The 17,382-nt window shown below is 57.8% G+C and carries 17 protein-coding genes and 4 tRNA genes; 11 read left to right on the top strand and 10 right to left on the bottom strand.

What is annotated here, in order from left to right; genetic code table 11:
- Window positions 1–3 precede the first annotated feature (3 nt).
- The 3 genes from ABRP98_RS08540 to ABRP98_RS08530 all read left to right on the top strand — a co-directional run bounded on the left by ABRP98_RS08540 (window position 4) and on the right by ABRP98_RS08530 (window position 2,397).
- Window positions 4–414 carry a DUF3592 domain-containing protein gene (locus ABRP98_RS08540; RefSeq protein WP_502878793.1) on the top strand — a complete coding sequence of 137 codons (411 nt, stop codon included), beginning with the start codon at window positions 4–6 and terminating at the stop codon, window positions 412–414.
- A gap of 67 nt (window positions 415–481) precedes the next feature.
- Window positions 482–1,681 carry a glycosyltransferase family 4 protein gene (locus tag ABRP98_RS08535; protein WP_349858688.1) on the top strand — a complete coding sequence of 400 codons (1,200 nt, stop codon included), beginning with the start codon at window positions 482–484 and terminating at the stop codon, window positions 1,679–1,681.
- 11 nt (window positions 1,682–1,692) lie between these two features.
- Window positions 1,693–2,397, top strand: coding sequence for a demethylmenaquinone methyltransferase (locus tag ABRP98_RS08530; protein WP_349858685.1), 705 nt, complete (start codon window positions 1,693–1,695; stop codon window positions 2,395–2,397).
- Between the two features lie 16 nt (window positions 2,398–2,413).
- Here the strand turns inward: ABRP98_RS08530 and ABRP98_RS08525 are convergent, their stop codons facing one another.
- Window positions 2,414–3,682: a geranylgeranyl reductase family protein gene (locus tag ABRP98_RS08525; protein WP_349858683.1), complete on the bottom strand. Its 1,269-nt coding sequence runs from the start codon at window positions 3,680–3,682 to the stop codon at window positions 2,414–2,416.
- A gap of 98 nt (window positions 3,683–3,780) precedes the next feature.
- On the opposite strand from ABRP98_RS08525, the gene ABRP98_RS08520 reads away from it, so the two are divergent.
- From ABRP98_RS08520 to ABRP98_RS08510, 3 genes are all read left to right on the top strand, one after another.
- A complete protein-coding gene (locus tag ABRP98_RS08520; RefSeq protein ID WP_349858682.1) occupies window positions 3,781–4,785 on the top strand; it encodes a polyprenyl synthetase family protein in 1,005 nt (334 codons plus the stop codon).
- Between the two features lie 110 nt (window positions 4,786–4,895).
- Window positions 4,896–4,977: transfer RNA gene (locus tag ABRP98_RS08515), tRNA-Tyr, on the top strand.
- 159 nt (window positions 4,978–5,136) lie between these two features.
- A complete protein-coding gene (locus ABRP98_RS08510; RefSeq protein ID WP_349858680.1) occupies window positions 5,137–5,577 on the top strand; it encodes a hypothetical protein in 441 nt (146 codons plus the stop codon).
- Between the two features lie 302 nt (window positions 5,578–5,879).
- Here ABRP98_RS08510 and ABRP98_RS08505 read toward each other — a convergent pair whose 3' ends face one another.
- The 4 genes from ABRP98_RS08505 to ABRP98_RS08490 all read right to left on the bottom strand — a co-directional run bounded on the left by ABRP98_RS08505 (window position 5,880) and on the right by ABRP98_RS08490 (window position 9,485).
- On the bottom strand, window positions 5,880–6,311 hold the full coding sequence (locus ABRP98_RS08505) for a hypothetical protein (protein ID WP_237791539.1): 432 nt from the start codon (window positions 6,309–6,311) through the stop codon (window positions 5,880–5,882).
- A 351-nt stretch (window positions 6,312–6,662) separates the two neighbouring features.
- Window positions 6,663–7,466: an ABC transporter ATP-binding protein gene (locus ABRP98_RS08500; protein ID WP_349858677.1), complete on the bottom strand. Its 804-nt coding sequence runs from the start codon at window positions 7,464–7,466 to the stop codon at window positions 6,663–6,665.
- A gap of 22 nt (window positions 7,467–7,488) precedes the next feature.
- The gene (locus ABRP98_RS08495) at window positions 7,489–8,541 is read right to left on the bottom strand and encodes a FecCD family ABC transporter permease (RefSeq protein WP_349858675.1); all 1,053 of its coding nucleotides are present in this window, start codon (window positions 8,539–8,541) and stop codon (window positions 7,489–7,491) included.
- Entirely contained in the window at window positions 8,538–9,485 is a 948-nt protein-coding gene (locus ABRP98_RS08490; protein ID WP_349858674.1) for a FecCD family ABC transporter permease, read from the bottom strand. The genes ABRP98_RS08495 and ABRP98_RS08490 overlap by 4 nt, the downstream gene beginning before the upstream one ends.
- Window positions 9,486–9,626: 141 nt before the next feature.
- On the opposite strand from ABRP98_RS08490, the gene ABRP98_RS08485 reads away from it, so the two are divergent.
- A complete protein-coding gene (locus ABRP98_RS08485) occupies window positions 9,627–10,664 on the top strand; it encodes an ABC transporter substrate-binding protein (protein WP_349858672.1) in 1,038 nt (345 codons plus the stop codon).
- Between the two features lie 165 nt (window positions 10,665–10,829).
- Here the strand turns inward: ABRP98_RS08485 and ABRP98_RS08480 are convergent, their stop codons facing one another.
- From ABRP98_RS08480 to ABRP98_RS08460, 5 genes are all read right to left on the bottom strand, one after another.
- Window positions 10,830–12,407, bottom strand: a complete 1,578-nt coding sequence (locus tag ABRP98_RS08480; RefSeq protein WP_349858669.1) for a phospho-sugar mutase — start codon at window positions 12,405–12,407, stop codon at window positions 10,830–10,832.
- 3 nt (window positions 12,408–12,410) lie between these two features.
- Window positions 12,411–13,070 carry a deoxyribose-phosphate aldolase gene (gene deoC, locus ABRP98_RS08475; protein ID WP_349858667.1) on the bottom strand — a complete coding sequence of 220 codons (660 nt, stop codon included), beginning with the start codon at window positions 13,068–13,070 and terminating at the stop codon, window positions 12,411–12,413.
- 11 nt (window positions 13,071–13,081) lie between these two features.
- Window positions 13,082–14,437 carry an MFS transporter gene (locus tag ABRP98_RS08470; protein WP_349858665.1) on the bottom strand — a complete coding sequence of 452 codons (1,356 nt, stop codon included), beginning with the start codon at window positions 14,435–14,437 and terminating at the stop codon, window positions 13,082–13,084.
- Window positions 14,438–14,465: 28 nt separating this feature from the next.
- Entirely contained in the window at window positions 14,466–15,191 is a 726-nt protein-coding gene (gene deoD, locus ABRP98_RS08465; protein ID WP_284785666.1) for a purine-nucleoside phosphorylase, read from the bottom strand.
- Window positions 15,192–15,283: 92 nt separating this feature from the next.
- Complete coding sequence (locus tag ABRP98_RS08460; RefSeq protein WP_349858663.1) at window positions 15,284–16,240, bottom strand: sugar-binding transcriptional regulator; 957 nt, start codon at window positions 16,238–16,240, stop codon at window positions 15,284–15,286.
- A 174-nt stretch (window positions 16,241–16,414) separates the two neighbouring features.
- On the opposite strand from ABRP98_RS08460, the gene ABRP98_RS08455 reads away from it, so the two are divergent.
- The 4 genes from ABRP98_RS08455 (at window position 16,415) to secE (ending at window position 17,327) form a co-directional block, all read left to right on the top strand.
- Window positions 16,415–16,490: transfer RNA gene (locus ABRP98_RS08455), tRNA-Thr, on the top strand.
- Between the two features lie 48 nt (window positions 16,491–16,538).
- Window positions 16,539–16,610: transfer RNA gene (locus ABRP98_RS08450), tRNA-Met, on the top strand.
- Window positions 16,611–16,747: 137 nt separating this feature from the next.
- A tRNA-Trp gene (locus ABRP98_RS08445) sits at window positions 16,748–16,820 on the top strand.
- Window positions 16,821–16,994: 174 nt separating this feature from the next.
- Complete coding sequence (gene secE, locus ABRP98_RS08440) at window positions 16,995–17,327, top strand: preprotein translocase subunit SecE (protein WP_349858662.1); 333 nt, start codon at window positions 16,995–16,997, stop codon at window positions 17,325–17,327.
- Window positions 17,328–17,382 lie beyond the last annotated feature (55 nt).

Genomic DNA, 17,382 nt, shown 5'->3' with positions numbered 1-17,382 from the left:
TTCCTGCACGATGCCAATGGGCTATTGATCCCGGAGGACCAGCCGCGGCCAGAAAACCTCACCATCGTGGTGGGGCCATTCCTCAATGACCGCGCCATTTCCGCACAGCCTAACCGGGCCTTGGCAACGGTCAAGGACGTCGGCGTGCTGCGTACTACCGTGGATTTTCAAGATAGTGACGGGATCTACCATGCCCCGCGGCAAGGATTGCTCTATCCCACCGACCTGGGCGAGGGACAGCAGGTGTGGGTGCAGTACGCCGAAGATAACCCGGATTTGGTGAAGGTAGAAGGCCGCGAGTGGACCTTGGCGGTCATACCGGCGCTGTCCGTGGCCATCGTGTCGACGCTTGGCGCCGTGGGGTTGTGGCGGCTTATTAACCTGATCACCCACCGCGCTGAAAAGTCCCGCTGAAAAATAATTTACCTAGATTTTTCATTGGATTCACCAAAGGCCGAGAAAAATAAGCCATTATGGTGGCATGCGAGTTGCAATCGTGGCCGAATCGTTCCTTCCCAATGTCAATGGCGTGACAAACTCGGTGCTGCGCGTTTTAGAGCACCTGCACGAAACCGGACACGATGCGATTGTCATCGCCCCCGGTGCCCGCGAGGGCCAAGAAGAAATCCCCGATTATTTGGGCTTTCCCATCTACCGCGTGCCCACCGTGCGCGTGCCGCTGGTGGATTCGCTGCCGGTGGGCGTGCCAACCACGGCCGTGGATGACGCGTTGCGGAAATTCAGGCCCGATATCATCCACCTAGCCAGCCCGTTCGTGTTGGGTGCAGCGGGCGCATTTTCGGCCCGCCAACAGCGCATTCCGGCAGTGGCGCTCTACCAAACCGATGTCGCAGGCTTCGCCACCAAGTACCATGCCTCCGCCTTGGCTTATGGCGTGTGGGAGTGGCTGCGTACCATCCACAATTCCTGCCAGATGACCTTGGCTCCGTCCTCGCTGACCATCCGGGACTTGGAAAAGCACCACATCAAGCACGTGCGCCACTGGGGCCGCGGCGTCAATGCCGAGCTTTTCCATCCCGAAAAACGCTCTGCTAGCCTGCGCCGCAGCTGGGACCGGAGCGAAAAGAAAAACATCGTCGGCTTCGTCGGCCGCTTGGCCGCGGAAAAGGGCGTGCACCGCCTGTCCGCACTCAATGGTCGCGAGGATATTCAGCTGGTTATTGTTGGTGACGGCCCCGAGCGCCCTCTGCTGGAGGCGCAGCTTCCCAACGCCGTGTTTACCGGCGCGCTCAGCGGCGAGGAGCTAGCGCAGGCCTATGCCTCGCTCGATGTCTTTGTGCACGCCGGCGAATTTGAAACCTTCTGCCAGTCCATCCAGGAGGCCCAAGCCTCTGGCGTGCCCACCATCGGCCCGCGGGCAGGCGGGCCCGTGGACCTTATCCAGGAAGGCTATAACGGCCTGCTTTTAGACGTGGATAGCTTTGTCGAGGACCTGCCCAATGCCGTCGATGCGCTCTTAAACCCAGACGTGCACGCCGAATTGCGGGATAATGCCCGCGCATCCATTTCTTCGAAGACGTGGACCGCGCTGTGCGAGCAGCTGGTGGGCTACTACGAAGAGGTGCTGGAAGATACCCGCCGGGTGCCGCTGACCATTTTGGGGCAGCGCCCGGAGCTGCCACGGTGGGCGGCTCGTGCCCTTGGGGCCCGCGTAGCCTAGACTAGGCATTTGTGTCTAAGGCAGATCTGGATAAAAAGCCCTTCGACGTCGCGCGCATGTTTGACGCCGTCGGCGAAAAATACGACCTCACCAATACCATCCTGTCCTTTGGGCAGGACAAGCGCTGGCGCAAGCGCACCCGCGAGCGCCTGAACCTGCAGCCGGGGGAGAAGGTCCTCGACCTCGCGGCCGGAACCGCGGTGTCCACAGAAGAGCTGTCCAAATCCGGTGCGTGGTGCGTAGCCTGCGACTTTTCGCGCGGCATGCTCGCCGCCGGAAGCGAGCGTGACGTGCCTAAGGTGGCTGGCGATGGCATAAAATTGCCTTTTGCGGATAATACGTTTGACGCCGTCACCATCTCCTATGGCCTGCGCAATATTCACGATTATGAGCTGGGGCTGCGGGAAATGGCGCGCGTGACTAAGCCGGGCGGGCGCCTGGCGGTGGCGGAATTTTCCACGCCCATTGTCCCGGTATTTGGCACCGTGTACAAGGAATACCTCATGCGCTTGCTGCCCCCGGTTGCGCGCGTGGTCTCCTCCAACCCGGATGCCTATATTTACCTCGCGGAATCCATCCGCGCTTGGCCGGGCCAAGAGGAGTTGGCGGCGGCCATCAACCGCAATGGATGGGCCAACGCGGGCTGGCAAAACCTCACCCTGGGTATCGTTGCCTTGCACTCGGCAACGAAGCCGCTTGCCGATGCCCCGAAGTAAACCCCTTGCAGCCCCCCTAGACCGCCGCGGTGGAGGCCCACAGGGGCGTATCGCACCGGATGGCGCCTACGCTGCGGCCGGCCGTGCGCCACAGGCGGGCGATAAGATCGCGGTCCTCCTCCGTGATGAGGTTGCCCATAAGGCGGGCCGCGGCGGGCATCAGCAAGCGGCCCACCGGCCCGCGCAGCGCCAATGGCCCCGCCACGGGCAGGAATTGCGGGTAGGTCAACAGGCGGGCGGCCGTGCGCGCGAGCAGGAAGGATTCGCCGTAGTGCTCGCGCAGGGTGGCCGGCCACGCGAGGGTGAAATCCTTCGGCCCGAGCATGGCTACCGCGAGCGCTGCGGTCTCGAGGCCATAGTCGATGCCCTCGCCGTTTAAGGGATTGATGCAAGCGGCGGCATCGCCAATGAGCATCCAATTGGCCCCCGCCACATTAGAGACCGCCCCGCCCATGGGCAGCAGGGCAGAGGTGACGTGTTCGATGTCCCCAAGGCCCCACTCCGCGCGCTGCTGGGCGGCGTAGAACTCCAGCAACTTTTTGGTATTAATCTTGGCCGGCCGCTGCGCGGTCGAAAGCGCACCGACGCCGATATTGACCTGGCCCAGCTCTGCTCCCAACGGGAAAATCCAGCCGTAGCCGGGCTGGACGGAATCGTCTTCATCTTTTAATTCCACGTGCGAGTGCATCCACGGCTCCGTTGCCTGAGGGGAGGCGGCATAGGAGCGCGCGGCGATGCCATAGACCTCATCGCGGTGCCAGGTGCGGCCCAATTGCTTGCCAAAGGTAGAACGCACGCCATCGGCCACGATGAGCCATTTCGGCTGAATAATCAGCTCGCCAATGCGAAACGAGGTCACCCGGTTGCCCTCCATGACCGGGGCGCTCGCGGGGGTACCGGATATTAGCGTGGCACCTGCGGCGGTTGCGGCCTCTACCAGCTGCGCATCGAGCCTAAAGCGCGGCAGGGCAGTGCCCACCTGGGAAGGATAGGTCTGCGGCCACGGGGCGGTGACGTCCCCGCCGTAGCCGTGCAGTTTGAGCCCGCGGTTGCGGTAGGAGGCGTTAACAGTAATGCCGAGCTTATCTAGCTGGTGCATTGCCCGCGGGGTGAGGCCATCGCCGCAGGTTTTATCGCGGGGGAAGGCGGATGAATCAATGAGGACAGTCTCATAGCCAGCGCGGGCGGCGTGGATGGCCGCGGCACTTCCTGCGGGTCCTGCACCGATGATGGCGACTTCGACAGGGCGGGGGGAATCGATCTGTTCCGACATAGGGACTATCATTGCACTAGTTCAACCCCTCAAGTGTGTTAAGGGGGCTGGTTTGGACTACGGTAGATAAACGATTATCTCTGGCTTTTAATTGCAAGGAATGCTATTTAATGACTCACGGCCACTCGCATGCCACTCACGTGGATCTTGGTGATCCACAGCTTAATGAACGCATTGGCGCGGGCATGGAAGCAGTAGAAGAAAAGCTGCGCAGTGAAACTGACCGCGGCCAGGACTTCTTGAAGGACAAGGTAAGCCATCTGTCCAAGGCAGGCGGCAAGCGCTTTCGCCCGATGATGGCCCTGCTTGCCTCTGAGTACGGCACCAAACCGGGCTGTGAAGAGGTTATTAAGTCCGCCACCGTTGTGGAGATGGTGCACGTTGCCACCCTGTACCACGATGATGTGATGGATGAGGCGGACCGCCGCCGCGGCGTGGAATCCGCCAACTCCCGGTGGAATAACTCCGTAGCCATCCTTGCCGGCGATGCCCTCCTCGCGCACGCCTCCCGCCTGATGAGCCAACTAGATACCCATACCGTAGGCCACTTCGCGGATACTTTTGAAGAGCTGGTGACCGGCCAGATGCGCGAGACCATCGGTGCTGGCGAAGTCAACCCCGTGGACCACTATATGGCCGTTATTCAGGAAAAGACCGCAGTGCTTATCGCCTCTGCCGGTTACCTCGGCGCGTACCATTCGGGCGCTTCTGCAGAATACGCTGCTGCGTTGAGCCGCATCGGCGGTGCCATCGGCATGATCTTCCAGATCGTGGACGATGTCATCGATATCTTCTCCGATCCAGAAGAGTCCGGAAAGACTCCGGGCACCGACCTGCGCGAGGGTGTCTTTACCCTCCCGGTTCTCTACGCCTTGGAAGAGGACGGCGAGGTGGGAGACCAGCTGCGTGAGCTGCTGACAGGCCCCCTAGAAACCGATGCTGAGGTCGAGCGTGCCATTGAGCTCCTGCGCCAGTCTGGCGGCCGTCAGCGGGCGCTAGAGGACATTAACGCCTACCTACGCACCGTAGAAGAACAGCTTTCCGTGCTGCCAGAAAATTCCGCTAGCCAAGCGCTGCGCCAGCTTGCGGATTACACCGTTCGCCGCGTGGGCTAGCTGCTTGTCGATGCCCCCTCCTACATACCCCATTTCTCCCCGCTGTGCTGGCGATTTGGAGGTAGGTGGGTGCTTCATAGTAAAGTACATACACGCACCACAGAGTGCATGCCAGGTTGCCCGAGCGGCCAAAGGGAGCGGACTGTAAATCCGCCGGCATTGCCTTCAGAAGTTCGAATCTTCTACCTGGCACAACACAGAGCCCCACAAGCACAAGCTTGTGGGGCTTCGTCGTGGTTAGCGCGATGGAGTGACTCCATCGGCTTGGGCCAAACGACAAAAGGGAATATTCCAGTTATGTCTTGCGAAGGGCAATCGAAGTTTTTATCATTTACCTGAGTTTCTTCCTATTTGGGAATTCAGAAGGAGGTTTTCCTTATCAATGAAACTGATAAGAGTGGATACTCCGCTGAAGTAGTAAATGGTATTGATCGTAAAGAAGCAGACACGATGTTTGTAGAAAGCCCGAATAGCGGAGAAGAAGCTCTGCTCACTTCAAAGACTCTCAACACTGGAGGGAAAGTAAACATCGAATACTCGGTTGGGGGCGACCAGATCACTGCAAAGTACTCGACGAATGTTGATCCAGAGTTGGTCGACGCAACCCTCATTCAGACTCGGTCTGCTGCTGGGTGTGCGGGGACCATCCTCGTAGGGATCGGAGGGACTACAGCAGCTGCAGTCGGGGTCGCCTCTGCACCGCTCACAGGCCCTATTGGTCCTACGCTGGCTGCAGCTACCATGGCAAGCGCATCTGGTTCTATCATAACAGCCGCTGACCAGTGCGGATAAATATAGGAAACACGAAAAAGTAAGGGGATAAAAATGGGCCTTGGACGTAGAATGCTGATCATTGCGTTGAGTACAAACGTTGCAATGATGTGCTTTGTGAGTGCTGTTCTAGAGATAGTTCTGCCGAATGATATACCGCAGTGGATCATCTTTGGAAATATTGTTGTATTCGTGGCGTGTGTCTACTACACATACAAAGCAGTGACGGTATGGCCGGATAATGAGGAAAAATGATGTATTAATCCTCAATGGTTTAACATGGAAAAGGGCTTGGACTAAAAATTATGAGTCTCAAGAAATGATTAGCCGTGATTCGTTAGCGGAATATAAAGCTCTGAGTCTTCCTTTTTGTCTGCTTTCATCCTTGTTAATTCCATAAAATGCTGAGGAACGTTGTTGCTAGCTTTCCCGAGCCACTCGATTTTATCTCCTGAGTCGTAGTCCAAATCCCCGGCGAAGTACTCGCCAGCAAGTTTATCTGCCCAACCTTTTGCAGCGGTATCTTCCTCCGAAGAGACACCTCCAGTACTCGGTATCGGGGGCAATTCCATACCAAGATACGCAATCCCTCGGGTGGATTTTACAGAAAATACGCAGTAGACGAACCGGGACGTTCTCCAGGCAGCTCTAAGCTCGACAGCCTCGGGGGAAATTACGTTTTCTTCGGCGAAATATCTTTTCAAAAGAGAATTCATATAGCCCCCGAAAGCTGATGAGCTCCACTCAGTTTTCATACTCCACACTCCACTTTTCAATGAGTGGCAAGATTTTTGCCCTGCACCATTTCGCAGCATCTTACATCAAAGAAATAACTGGGGTTTATTCCCAGACTTGGGCTCTGGCTTTTGTTATCTCCTAGGGCGCGCGTGTCAAGTTGTGTGTGAGGTTGGGTTTACAGGTATTTGTCGAAGCAGTTGGTAAAGTCCACGGCCATTTGGTTGATGGTTTGTTTCCAGCCGGATACGGTCAAGTCCTCTCTCCCCGCGGAGGACCACCTATCCTCACAAAAGGTCGCAACAGGACCGATAGCGCCAGTTCAGCCCCTCTAACGAGGCAACATTAACAACATGTTCTGTCATTAAGTCCTAATCTGGAACGATAACTGTGCGCCCTTGGCGTCCAGCTCTGGTGACCTCGACGGGTAAGCCATAAAGCTGTTCAATCAACTCTGCGGTAACGATGTCTTCAGGGTTGCCATGGGCCACCAGCTCACCACCTTGCATGGCAACTATGTGGTCTGCGAATCGTATCGCTTGCTGGAGGTCATGCACTACGGCGATGACTGTTTTGTGCTCGTTTTCGCTGAGGTTTCTCACCAGAGTGAGCAAGTCATGCTGATAGCCCAAATCCAAAAAGGTTGTGGGCTCATCTAGTAAGAGCACCGGGGTGTCTTGGGCTAGCGCCATAGCCAGCCAAGCGCGTTGGCGTTGACCGCCGGATAATTCATTCATTCTGCGGTCAGCCAGTGAATCCAGTTCCACCGTTGATATTGCTTGGGATACCTTGTCGAAGTCCTGGCTGCTGCGTTGTCCCAACGTTCCCAGGTGTGCGAACCGACCACGCGCTACCAGTTCCGTCACGGTGAGATGCTCAGGGGCTATTGCATCTTGGGCCATGAGCGCGATGCGCCGCGATAATTCCTTGCGGCCGAAAGAATCAATCTCTTTGTTTTCTAAGGAAATAGTGCCTGCTTCTGTGGGCAATACTCGCGCCATAGCGCGCAGAAGGGTCGATTTGCCACAACCATTGGGGCCAATAATGCACGTAAATTTTCCGCGCGGGAAGTTTACGCTTACGTTGTTTACGGCGGTGAAGTCACCGTAAGTGATGGTAGCGCCCTGTACTGCTACCGCGATGTCTCCATCGCTTTCTGAATCTGGGAAAGCCATTTTGGGGAAAGTCCTTTCAAAATTACCTGCGGTAGGTGCGGTGCGCGAAGAGCATGAGGATGATCAGATATGTGCCGCCCAAGGTGACGGTTACGACGCCAACCGGAAACATGGTGGGGTGGAAGAGCTGTTGCCCTATGATGTCGCAGACCAATAGCAAGGTGGCGCCGATAAGTGCACCAGCAGGAAGGCTGACTCGTTGGCCGCCGGTAAGGGACCTTGTCAGGTGTGGTGCCGCTAAGGCTACGAAAGAAATCGGACCAGCCAGCGCGGTGCACAGTGCTGTTAATAGGGCAGAGAGGAACACTAGAACAAGGCGGGTGCGGGTTACATTTAGGCCGAGGGAGTAGGCGGTGTCATCGGCAAGCTCTAAGGCCTCGCAACGCGACCTCAACGTGAAAGCTAGCACGATGATTAGAGTCAGCACGATGGCCGCTGGGCCGACGAAAATCCATTCAATGCCGTTGAGCGAACCAGCAGCCCACGTGGCCGCAGCCATGGCCGTGTCCAAATCTGCACTCAAAATGAGGTAACGGTTGACCGCGGAGAGGGTAAGGGAGACTCCAATACCGACCAGGATGAGTCGCATGCCGCTGACCTGCCTGCGCAGGGCCAGGACGACGATGATCAGCGCGGTAATCCCGCCCCCAATCACCGCCCCTAATGCGACGTTAATAAAGCTGCTAAATCCTAAGTAGCTCACCACGATCACCCCGGTATAGGCACCGGTGTTAAAACCAATGATATCGGGCGAGCTCAGCGGGTTGCGGGTTACGGTTTGAAAAAGCGTGCCGGCGATAGCGAGGCCGGCCCCCACCACGATGGCAGCGGTGACTCTGGGTAAGCGCCACTCGTAGATTACGGTGGTGCCGAAGCCGGAGTCGGGATGGATGAGCGCCTGCCAGGCTGACACGCGATCTAGTCCTGCGCCAGGGTACGTCAGCGCTACGACGGCAGCGAGCAGGACTGCGGCGATGCCCACAAAAAGCACGATTGTTTCGCGGCGGCGGTAACGAGCTGCGATGGCGCGTACTGAGGTGGTGGCCCTCGTGGCGTCTAGCTCTGTGGGCCTCATAGAACCACCTGCTTGCGTTGTGCAAGGAAAATGAGGAAAGGAGCACCGATTATCGCGACGGTTACTCCGGCGGGTAATTCGCCGGGCAAGATAAGCCGCCCGATGATGTCGGCGAAGAGAAGCAGATTTGGACCGATTAACCCACTAATCCAAATCTGATCGCGCTCATTGGTGATGCCCACTTGGCGGACCAAGTGGGGGACAAGCATGCCGACAAATGCTAATACGCCGACTGCGGCAGTGGTTGTTGCGGCGAGCAAAGATACAACAAAGAGGGCCAGCGCGCGGGTTTGGGCTACGTTGATGCCAAGTGCTTCTGCAGCGTGTTCACCCAGCGGCAGGACGGTCAGACGGGGTGCTAAGAAAACCAACATCACTGCGGCGATAGCCAATCCACACCACATGAGATAAAGCGGGGTGGTAGCGGCAATATCCATGCTGCCCACCATCCATGTCTTGATACGGGCGAAGGCCTGCGGATCTAGGAGCGACATGCCCTCAGAAAGGCCTTCGAACACAGCGCTTAGCGCCACGCCGGCAAGCACGATACGGAGCGGATCAATGGCTCCAGACACGTCTCGGCCTAGGCGCGCAACTAATAGCATGGTGCCACTCGCACCGATCAAGGCGGCGGCGGTAAAAGCTAGGGGTGAAGTTAGCCCGAATACGCTAAGCGCGAGCGCGGCCGTGAAGGCGGCACCGGCGTTCATGCCGAATACTCCGGTATCTGCCAGCGGGTTTCGGGTGATGATTTGGAGAATGCAGCCGGCGACCGCGAGCCCAGTACCCGCAAGGATGGCGGCGACGGTGCGTGGGATTCGTCGCTCGTAGAGGATATCTCCAGCCGTGCTGCTGCCGGGGCCGCCGCGGAGGCCTGCGACTATTTCAGAGGGGCTAAAAGACTGCGCGCCGATGAACAGGCTGAGCACAATCAGAAGTACCATTAGCAGAAGTGCAAGTGCGAGGAAGGTGCCGACCCGCCACCTGCGGCGACGAGTATTCGGTACACCCATTGGGGGGAGCGTTGATTTGGTATGCGGCATATTATTTTCAATTAATAAGTAAGTTAGCTTAGGCTAACCATTATGTCAGAAATAATGTTCAACAAAAAACGCCTGCTATCAAGCATGGCTGCCGCCGTCGCCATTGCCTTGTCACTGTCTGCCTGCAGTGCTGCCGAAAATGACGACTCCAAGGGCGGTCCGGGCAATGAAAGCGTCTCCCATAGCGGTGAGCGCTTTGGTACCGCTGATGAAGAAACCGCCAAGTTGGGAACTGATGCTGAGCCGGGCCAATTCCCGCGCACCATTAAGCACGCCAATGGTGAAACTGAGATTAAAGAGAAGCCAGAGCGCGTCGTGGTGCTGGACATGGGCGAGCTCGACTCTGTGCTGTCCTTGGGGATTAAGCCGGTAGGCATGGTTACCTCTAAGGGTGCGAATCCAGTGCCGGATTACTTGGCTGACAAGGTGAAAGAAGTACCTTCGGTTGGCACCATTCAAGAGGTGAACGTCGAAAAAATCGCAGAGCTCAAGCCCGATCTCATCGTGGGCAGCCAGCTGCGCGTGGACGATCTCTACGGGCAGCTTTCCGATATCGCGCCGACCGTGTTGGCTATCCGCCCAGGATATCCATGGAAGGAAGACTTCCGGCTGATCGGTGACGCGCTCGGTGAAGAGGAGAAAACCGTCGATATCCTCAACGACTATGCGGATACCTTGGCTCAAATCAAGGAGAAAATGCCGAAGGACATGACGGTCTCCATGCTTCGATTCATGCCAGACAAGATCCGCCTGTACGCCAATAAGTCCCTTATCGGTGTCATTCTGCGCGATGCAGGACTGGCTCGCCCAGAAAACCAGGACATTGATGAGCTGGCAGCGGAGATTTCTCCAGAGTCCATTTCTGAGGCAGACGGAGATTACCTGTTCTACTCCAGCTATGGCGATCCATCGGCCACTGGTGAGGACAAAATTGTCGAATCCGAACAATTTAAGAATCTGTCAGCGGTGAAGGATGGTAAGGCCTTCCGCGTCAGCGATGACCTCTGGTTCTTGGGCCTTGGCCCAACGGGTGCGAAAAAGATCGCGGAAGAACTAGTCGAATACTTGGATATTAAGTAATTGACCTGATGGCATGAGGGCCCGCCCGAGTGGGGTGCTTCCCGCGTAGGGAAAGAAGAGCCCTTGTGCTCTAGGCCGCCTTATAAAGCCGTATGGGCCAGCAGATTCGCGCTATGGTGGCGATATTCTGCTGGCCCATTAGACTGTCTTCAGTAAGCGGGCGGATTAGAGCCCGAAGTAATCGCGCAGGTCGGCCGCGATGGCATCGAGGCGACCGGCGTCGGGGGACTCTAGGTAGCACTTGAGTTTGGGCTCGGTGCCGGAGGGGCGAACGATGACGCGGTCATCGTTCTCGGTGAAGAACTTCGAGCCTTGTGCGAACTTTTCCACCTTGGATACCGGGGAGCCAGCGAGCTCGGTCGGCGGGGTGGTAGAGACCTTGTCCATTGCTTGGGTAATCAGGCTCAAGTCCTCGACGCGGAAGGTCAGCGGCTGGGTGTGGAGGGCGCCAACCGTGGCGTAGATATCATCCAAGCGGTCCAGGAGGCTGCTTCCAGCGGCCTTGCATTCAGCAGCGAGGCTGGCGAGCACCACGGAGGTGGAGATGCCGTCCTTATCGCGCACTGCGTTGGGATCGGGGCAGAAACCAATAGCTTCTTCGTAGCCGAAGGCCAGTTCCGGGGTGCGGGCGATCCACTTGAAACCGGTCAGGGTTTCCTCGTGGCCGAGGCCGTAGTGCGCGGCGATGCGCCCGAGCAGGCGGGACGATACGAGGGAGTTGGCGAAGTTGCCGGTAGCGCCGCGGCGAGCAAGGTAATCGCCAAGCAAGGCACCGGTCTCATCGCCACTGAGCTGGCGCCAGGTGCCATCGGTGGGCAGGGCGGCGGCGCAGCGATCGGCGTCAGGGTCGTAAGCGATAAGGATATCGGCACCGATTTTCTCGGCATGCTGAATACCAAGGTCTAGGGCGCCGGGCTCTTCCGGGTTGGGGAAGGACACCGTGGGGAAATCCGGGTCAGGAGCGGCCTGTTCCGGCACCAGCGAGACATTAAAGCCGCAGCGAGACAGCAGTTCCTTACCCAGTTCGGCACCCACACCGTGCATGGCGGTCAGAGCGATGGTGATATCGGTATTGTCACCGACCAACGCGGCGGTGCGGTCGAGGTACTCCGCGCGGGTATCGACGTCCTCGATGTGATCGGAGGTGAGCGGGACCTCGTCGGCATAGGGGGCCTTAGCAATGGCGGCGGCGATTTCCTTATCGGCTGGGGAAATAAGTTGCACGCCCTCGTCCGGGCCGGTGGCAACGCGGCCACCCAGGTACACCTTGTAGCCATTATCGGCAGGCGGGTTGTGGGAGGCGGTAACCATAATGCCGGCGTCCGCGCCCAGGGAACGGACCGTGAAAGCGGTCAGCGGGGTTGGGTTCTGTGCAGGCAGGACCAGGGCCTTGCCACCGGCGGCGGAGATAACCTGCGCGGCATCGCGCTGGAACTGTGCGGAGCCGTGGCGGGCATCGCAGCCGATGACAACGATCGGGGTATCGACCTGCTGCTTGAGCCAGGTAATAAGACCGTAGGTGGTGCGAATGACCACGGCGTGGTTCATGCGGGATTCGCCCGCGCCCACGGCAGCGCGCAGGCCCGCGGTACCAAAGTTCAGGGGGCCCGCGAAGGCGGCGGCGAGTTCTTCGGAGTTATCTTCCTCGATCCACGTGAGCACCTGACGGGCGGTGTCCGCATCCGGATCGTGTTCGGCCCAGGTGCGGGCGTAGTTGATGTCGAAGGTCTTATCCACAGACATGGCTTAAAGCTCCTCGAGGATCTTGGCAGAGGAGGACAGCCCCAGGCGGCTGGCGCCGGCCTCGATCATGGCGAGAGCATCCTCGGCGGTGCGGATGCCGCCGGAGGCCTTCACGCCCAGCTTGTTGCCTACGGTCTCGCGCATGAGCTTGACTGCGTGGGTGGAGGCACCGCCGGCGGGGTGGAAACCTGTGGAAGTCTTTACAAAGTCCGCCTGAGCGGCAGCGGCGGCCTGGCAGGCGAGGACAATGGCGGCATCGGAAAGCGCGGCAGACTCGATGATGACCTTGAGCACCTTGCCTGGGATGGCATCGCGCACGGCCTGGATTTCTGCCTGGAGCTCCTCGGCGCGGCCCTCGATGGCCAGCGGGATGTTGATGACCATGTCTACTTCCTCGGCGCCATCGGCAACCGCGCGGGCTGCCTCAGCAGCCTTGATTTCCGGCTTGACGGCGCCGGAGGGAAAGCCCACGACCGTGGCGACGTGGAGGGACTCTGGGGTCTCGAGCGGCAGGGCGGAAGGGGAGACGCACACGGCATAGGTGCCAAGCTCGGTGGCCTCTTCTACCAAGGCGCGGAACTGCTCCGGGGTGGCCTCTGGCTTGAGCAGGGTGTGGTCGATGTAGGAAGCAACGTCTGAGCGGGTGAGGTTCTGGGAAGTCATGATTTTCTCCTTTAGGAAACTGGGGCGGGTTCGTTTTTAGCCATCTTTAGATCCGAAATGATGTACAGCGAGGAACCGAAGAGGGCGATGACGGTGAGAATGAGCAGGGTGGTGGTGTAGCTGGTGGACTCCATCAGCTTGGCGGTGTACGCAATGCCCAGCGGGATGGCGATATTGATGGTGAGGTTATAAAAGCCGATGGCGATACCGGACTTGGCTGCGGTGATATTGCGCAGCGCAGTATTGACCAGGGGGGCGTACATCAGGGAAAAGCCGCTGGCAAAGGCAATAATGGTGATAACAAGCACAGCCACGTGAACCTGTGCAAACAGCGCGGCAATGAATAAGGAACCTGCAACCAAAGCAAAAGCGGTATAGATGGTGGATCGAGACGAGAGAACCGTGCCGATCTTGCCGGACAAAATACCGACGAGCACGGCGCAGGCATAGCCAGGAATGAGCAACAACGAAGCACGGTCAAGGCTCATGCCGTGCATGTCTTGGGCTGCATAGGGAAGCAGGAAGATAAAGCCCAGCTGGGTGGAATAGACAAAGAGCACCATGACGATGGTCCACACGTAGCGTCCATTGGTAAAGAATTCCGGGGTGACCACGGGGTTCTTTGCGTTCTTGATGTGCACGATGAACAGGACTAAGCCAATGGCTGCCAAGACGAGCCAGTACCAGGCGTAATCCTGCATAAACATGATGAGAGCGCTGGCGAAGACGGCGACAAAGAACAGGCCTAATGCGTCCAGGTGGCCCTCCACGGCCTCATCTTCCGGCACATTTTTAATGATGGGCGGAATGGTGAGCAGGAGGATAAGGGGGATGAGGAACATCGCCGTCCAGGACACGTAGGTGGAGATGAACCCAGAGGTCAGCGCACCAATGAGCAGGCCGGCCTGGAAGGCAGCGGTGGAAAAGCCGAGGTAGGTCTTTTGATCATCCTCACTCAAGTGCTTGGTCACGTAGATGACATACAGCGTTTCAGCGGCGGCCAAACCGGTGGTCTGAATCAAACGCCCAGTCAACACCATGGCCCACGAACCGGAGAAGATGAAGGCCAGGATGGAACCCACGGCCACAAAAACTATGCCGGTGAGCATGAGCTTCCGAATAGAGATGGAGTCTGCCAAGGCGGCGTAGACGACGGCGCCGATACCAATGATGACGCCGGCAAGGGAGGCCTGCAGCGACGCGGTCTTATCGGAGATCTCCAGTGCTTCCGCGATCGGCATGGTCATCGTCTTGAATCCATTGTCAATGATGAGGGAGAAGACGAAGACGAAAAGGAGGATAGGGACGGCCGCCTTGGGGTTAACCTGGGTGCGATCCCCCGGCATGGCCTTAACTTTTTTCAGCATGGAAGTTGTCCTTTGTGGGAAGAGGAGCTTAGTCGACTGCGTTAAGTGGCAAGGCGAGTTTCATCATGGTGTGGAATGCGCTCTGGCGGTCCTCGGCAGAAAGCTGGGTGCCGTTGACCACATTGTCTGAGACGGTGAATAGGCCCAAGGCGTCGACACCGGCCTCGGCGGCGGTGGCATAGAGTGCGGCGGATTCCATTTCCACACCAAGCACGCCCATGTGCGCCCAGCGGCCGTTGACGGTCTTATCCATGTGGTAGAACATGTCAGAACTTAGGATATTGCCCACGTGAATCGGGGTCTCTTGGCGCTCGGCCTCATCTACCAGCGCCTTGAGTAGCTTCCAGGATGCGGTGGGGGCGTAGGTGCCCGGCAGGTCATACTGTGACAGAAAGTTGGAATCGGTAGAAGCAGAAGATGCCACGATGACATCGTGCAATTCGATGTCTTCTTGCATAGCACCGATGGAGCCGACGCGGATGAGCTTTTTCGCACCGAACTTATGGATCAATTCCCAGGAGTAGATACCGATAGAGGGAATTCCCATACCGGTGCCCATAACGGAGATGGGCTTGCCGTTGTAGGTGCCGGTAAAGCCCAGCATGTTGCGGATTTCATTGAATTGGACGACATCTTCCAAGAAGGTATCCGCGATGAACTTGGCGCGGAGGGGATCGCCGGGCAGCAAAACGGTCTCTGCGATGGGGGCGCCGTGCGGGTTGATGTGCGGGGTGGAAATCTCAGTCTGAGACATGGAGTACTCCTCAACGTGGACTGGTGGACTGTGTTACCAGTCAGTTTAGCCCCCGCGGCACCAATGTCAATGAAATAATTAACAAATGTGCATTAATGGTGAGGAAGGCGACTCTCTGTAGAGCTCACCAGCTTGTGCGCCGTGGTTTGATCCGTGACTAGGTGGGTGGCAAGGCCCATATCCAAGGCGACCTGTAGTGCCTCGGCCTTATGAGCGCCACCGGCTACTAAGACGCGGGTGGGACGCGTTGCTAAATCGCTCAGGCTAATGCCAACGGTGCGCTCATCCACCGCCTGGCTGGCAACATCGCCTTGGGTGGTGAAAAAGCGCGAGCATACATCTCCCACCGCATTGGTGAGCAATTCTTCCTCTTCGCTTTCGGTGAGATATCCCAAGTTAAGCGCGAGCGATTCTTTCTTCATCGCGCCGACGGTAAATACCGCCACGCTTACTGATGCCCCCATCTGCAAAATCTTGGCAATATGCCTATCGCGCGAGACCCACTTTTTGGCCTCGACGGAATCGAAGATCACCGGGAGGGGAAGCAGGTGTGCCTCGGCATTAAAGGCCTGGGTAAATGCCTGCATAGTCTGCAGATCCTTGGTGGAGCGCTCCGAGTGAGAATGCCCGCCCTTGAGCTGGATGATGTCCACACCCTCCAGTGGCCGCTTGCGCAAATGGGAGGCCACCGCGGACATGGTTTCGCCCCAGGACAAGCCCACCGAGGTGTGATCGGTAATGAGCTCTTCCAATAGGGCGGCGCCAGCGCTGCCTAAATCCGCGAGCAGGGATCCGCCGGGAGGGGTGGCGGTGACGCGGGCATCGGCAAGCGAAAAGCGCTCGCAGAGGGCAGAAACCAGCTCATCGGACTGCTCGCGGGGATCGGTAATACTCACGGTGACAAAGCCGCGCTCGGCGGCATGAGTGAGTAACTTGGAGACCGTCGGCCGGGAAATCCCCAGGTGAGCCGCAACCTCCGCCTGCGAGAACCCGGAGTTGTAGTAGAGCTTCGCGGCGTCGATAGAAAGACAGTCTTTATGATCCAGCATGCCTTTCATTCAAGCACACCGGGTGGGGAGGACCAGCATTGAATAAGCCCCAGAAATTTCCTCACTTATGGGGGCTGACGTGGCGATTTGTGCAAAGTGGAGGTGTCAGGTTACATTATTGAAGTCCGCAACGGAGAGCACAACGAAATATTGATGTGCTTGATGCTGGGATGTGCCCCCTTAGCTCAGTCGGCAGAGCGTTTCCATGGTAAGGAAAAGGTCGACAGTTCGATTCTGTCAGGGGGCTCCATTCATGTCTGGAGGAAATATCTTCCTGCAGGATGAAGGTGTTCACCATGGCGGTGTAGCTCAGTGGTAGAGCAAGCGACTCATAATCGCTGTGTCGCGAGTTCAATTCTCGCCATCGCTACCGGGAAAGAAAAGCGCCATTACGGCGCTTTTTTACTACCGTGCCTATGGCCTTAACGGCGTACTGGTTTCCGTGCGGAATTAGGTATCTGGTAAGGTCATCGGCGCGTGACGTTCTAGAGTCACGAAAAATAAAATAGGGGCGTGGCGCAATTGGTAGCGCAACGGTCTCCAAAACCGTAGGTTGCAGGTTCGAGTCCTGTCGCCCCTGCAAGGATCCCCGGCATCTGCTTTCCAGATGGCGGGGATATTTTTGTCACAGATGCGGCTCACCCGCCCTGGCATGCTTTCCTGCCCGTGCACCTTTTGCTAGGGTTGACAAAGTTATGTCTGGGCGGAGGTTCATGCCTAGAAAAAAGATTTCATTTCCCAAGGAGGGTTAGCTGTGAGCGATGAGCAGCAGCCGAACGGCTCGGCGGCGCCGCGTCCTACCGGTAAGCGCCAGCTTTCTGGTGCGGCTTCCACGACCTCCACGGACTCGGCGAAGAAGAACGTGGTCCGCGTTGAGGATAAAAACAGCACCGAGAGCCCGGGTGGCGGCGTCGCCGCATTCCCCGGCGAGGTTGTCTCTGAAATGAAGAAGGTGGTGTGGCCCACCCGTGGAGAGATGCTGCAGTACACCCTCATCACGTTCGCTTTCTTGATCGTCATCACCGCGCTTGTTTGGGGCGTCGATACCCTGGCTGGCCTCGGAGTTGAGAAGATTCTGACTAATTAGCTAGAATGGCGCCATAAACTTTTATCCCGCTGTTTCCGCACTCCGGAACGGCGGG

The sequence above is a fragment of the Corynebacterium sp. KPL2838 genome (assembly GCF_040225455.1).
GTDB classification, from domain to species: domain Bacteria; phylum Actinomycetota; class Actinomycetes; order Mycobacteriales; family Mycobacteriaceae; genus Corynebacterium; species Corynebacterium rhinophilum.
Note: the sequence above shows the minus strand (reverse complement) of the source record. Positions and strands in the feature narration are given on the sequence as shown.

What these genes read in the sequence shown, in the direction of transcription:
- ABRP98_RS08495 (WP_349858675.1), bottom strand. Translation starts at nt 8,541, where the DNA reads ATGAGGCCCACAGAGCTAGACGCCACGAGGGCCACCACCTCAGTACGC.
- deoC (WP_349858667.1), bottom strand. Translation starts at nt 13,070, where the DNA reads ATGACTTCCCAGAACCTCACCCGCTCAGACGTTGCTTCCTACATCGAC.
- ABRP98_RS08535 (WP_349858688.1), top strand. Translation starts at nt 482, where the DNA reads ATGCGAGTTGCAATCGTGGCCGAATCGTTCCTTCCCAATGTCAATGGC.
- ABRP98_RS08470 (WP_349858665.1), bottom strand. Translation starts at nt 14,437, where the DNA reads ATGCTGAAAAAAGTTAAGGCCATGCCGGGGGATCGCACCCAGGTTAAC.
- ABRP98_RS08520 (WP_349858682.1), top strand. Translation starts at nt 3,781, where the DNA reads ATGACTCACGGCCACTCGCATGCCACTCACGTGGATCTTGGTGATCCA.
- ABRP98_RS08505 (WP_237791539.1), bottom strand. Translation starts at nt 6,311, where the DNA reads ATGAAAACTGAGTGGAGCTCATCAGCTTTCGGGGGCTATATGAATTCT.
- deoD (WP_284785666.1), bottom strand. Translation starts at nt 15,191, where the DNA reads ATGTCTCAGACTGAGATTTCCACCCCGCACATCAACCCGCACGGCGCC.
- ABRP98_RS08485 (WP_349858672.1), top strand. Translation starts at nt 9,627, where the DNA reads ATGTCAGAAATAATGTTCAACAAAAAACGCCTGCTATCAAGCATGGCT.
- ABRP98_RS08490 (WP_349858674.1), bottom strand. Translation starts at nt 9,485, where the DNA reads ATGGTACTTCTGATTGTGCTCAGCCTGTTCATCGGCGCGCAGTCTTTT.
- ABRP98_RS08480 (WP_349858669.1), bottom strand. Translation starts at nt 12,407, where the DNA reads ATGTCTGTGGATAAGACCTTCGACATCAACTACGCCCGCACCTGGGCC.
- ABRP98_RS08525 (WP_349858683.1), bottom strand. Translation starts at nt 3,682, where the DNA reads ATGATAGTCCCTATGTCGGAACAGATCGATTCCCCCCGCCCTGTCGAA.
- ABRP98_RS08460 (WP_349858663.1), bottom strand. Translation starts at nt 16,240, where the DNA reads ATGCTGGATCATAAAGACTGTCTTTCTATCGACGCCGCGAAGCTCTAC.
- ABRP98_RS08500 (WP_349858677.1), bottom strand. Translation starts at nt 7,466, where the DNA reads ATGGCTTTCCCAGATTCAGAAAGCGATGGAGACATCGCGGTAGCAGTA.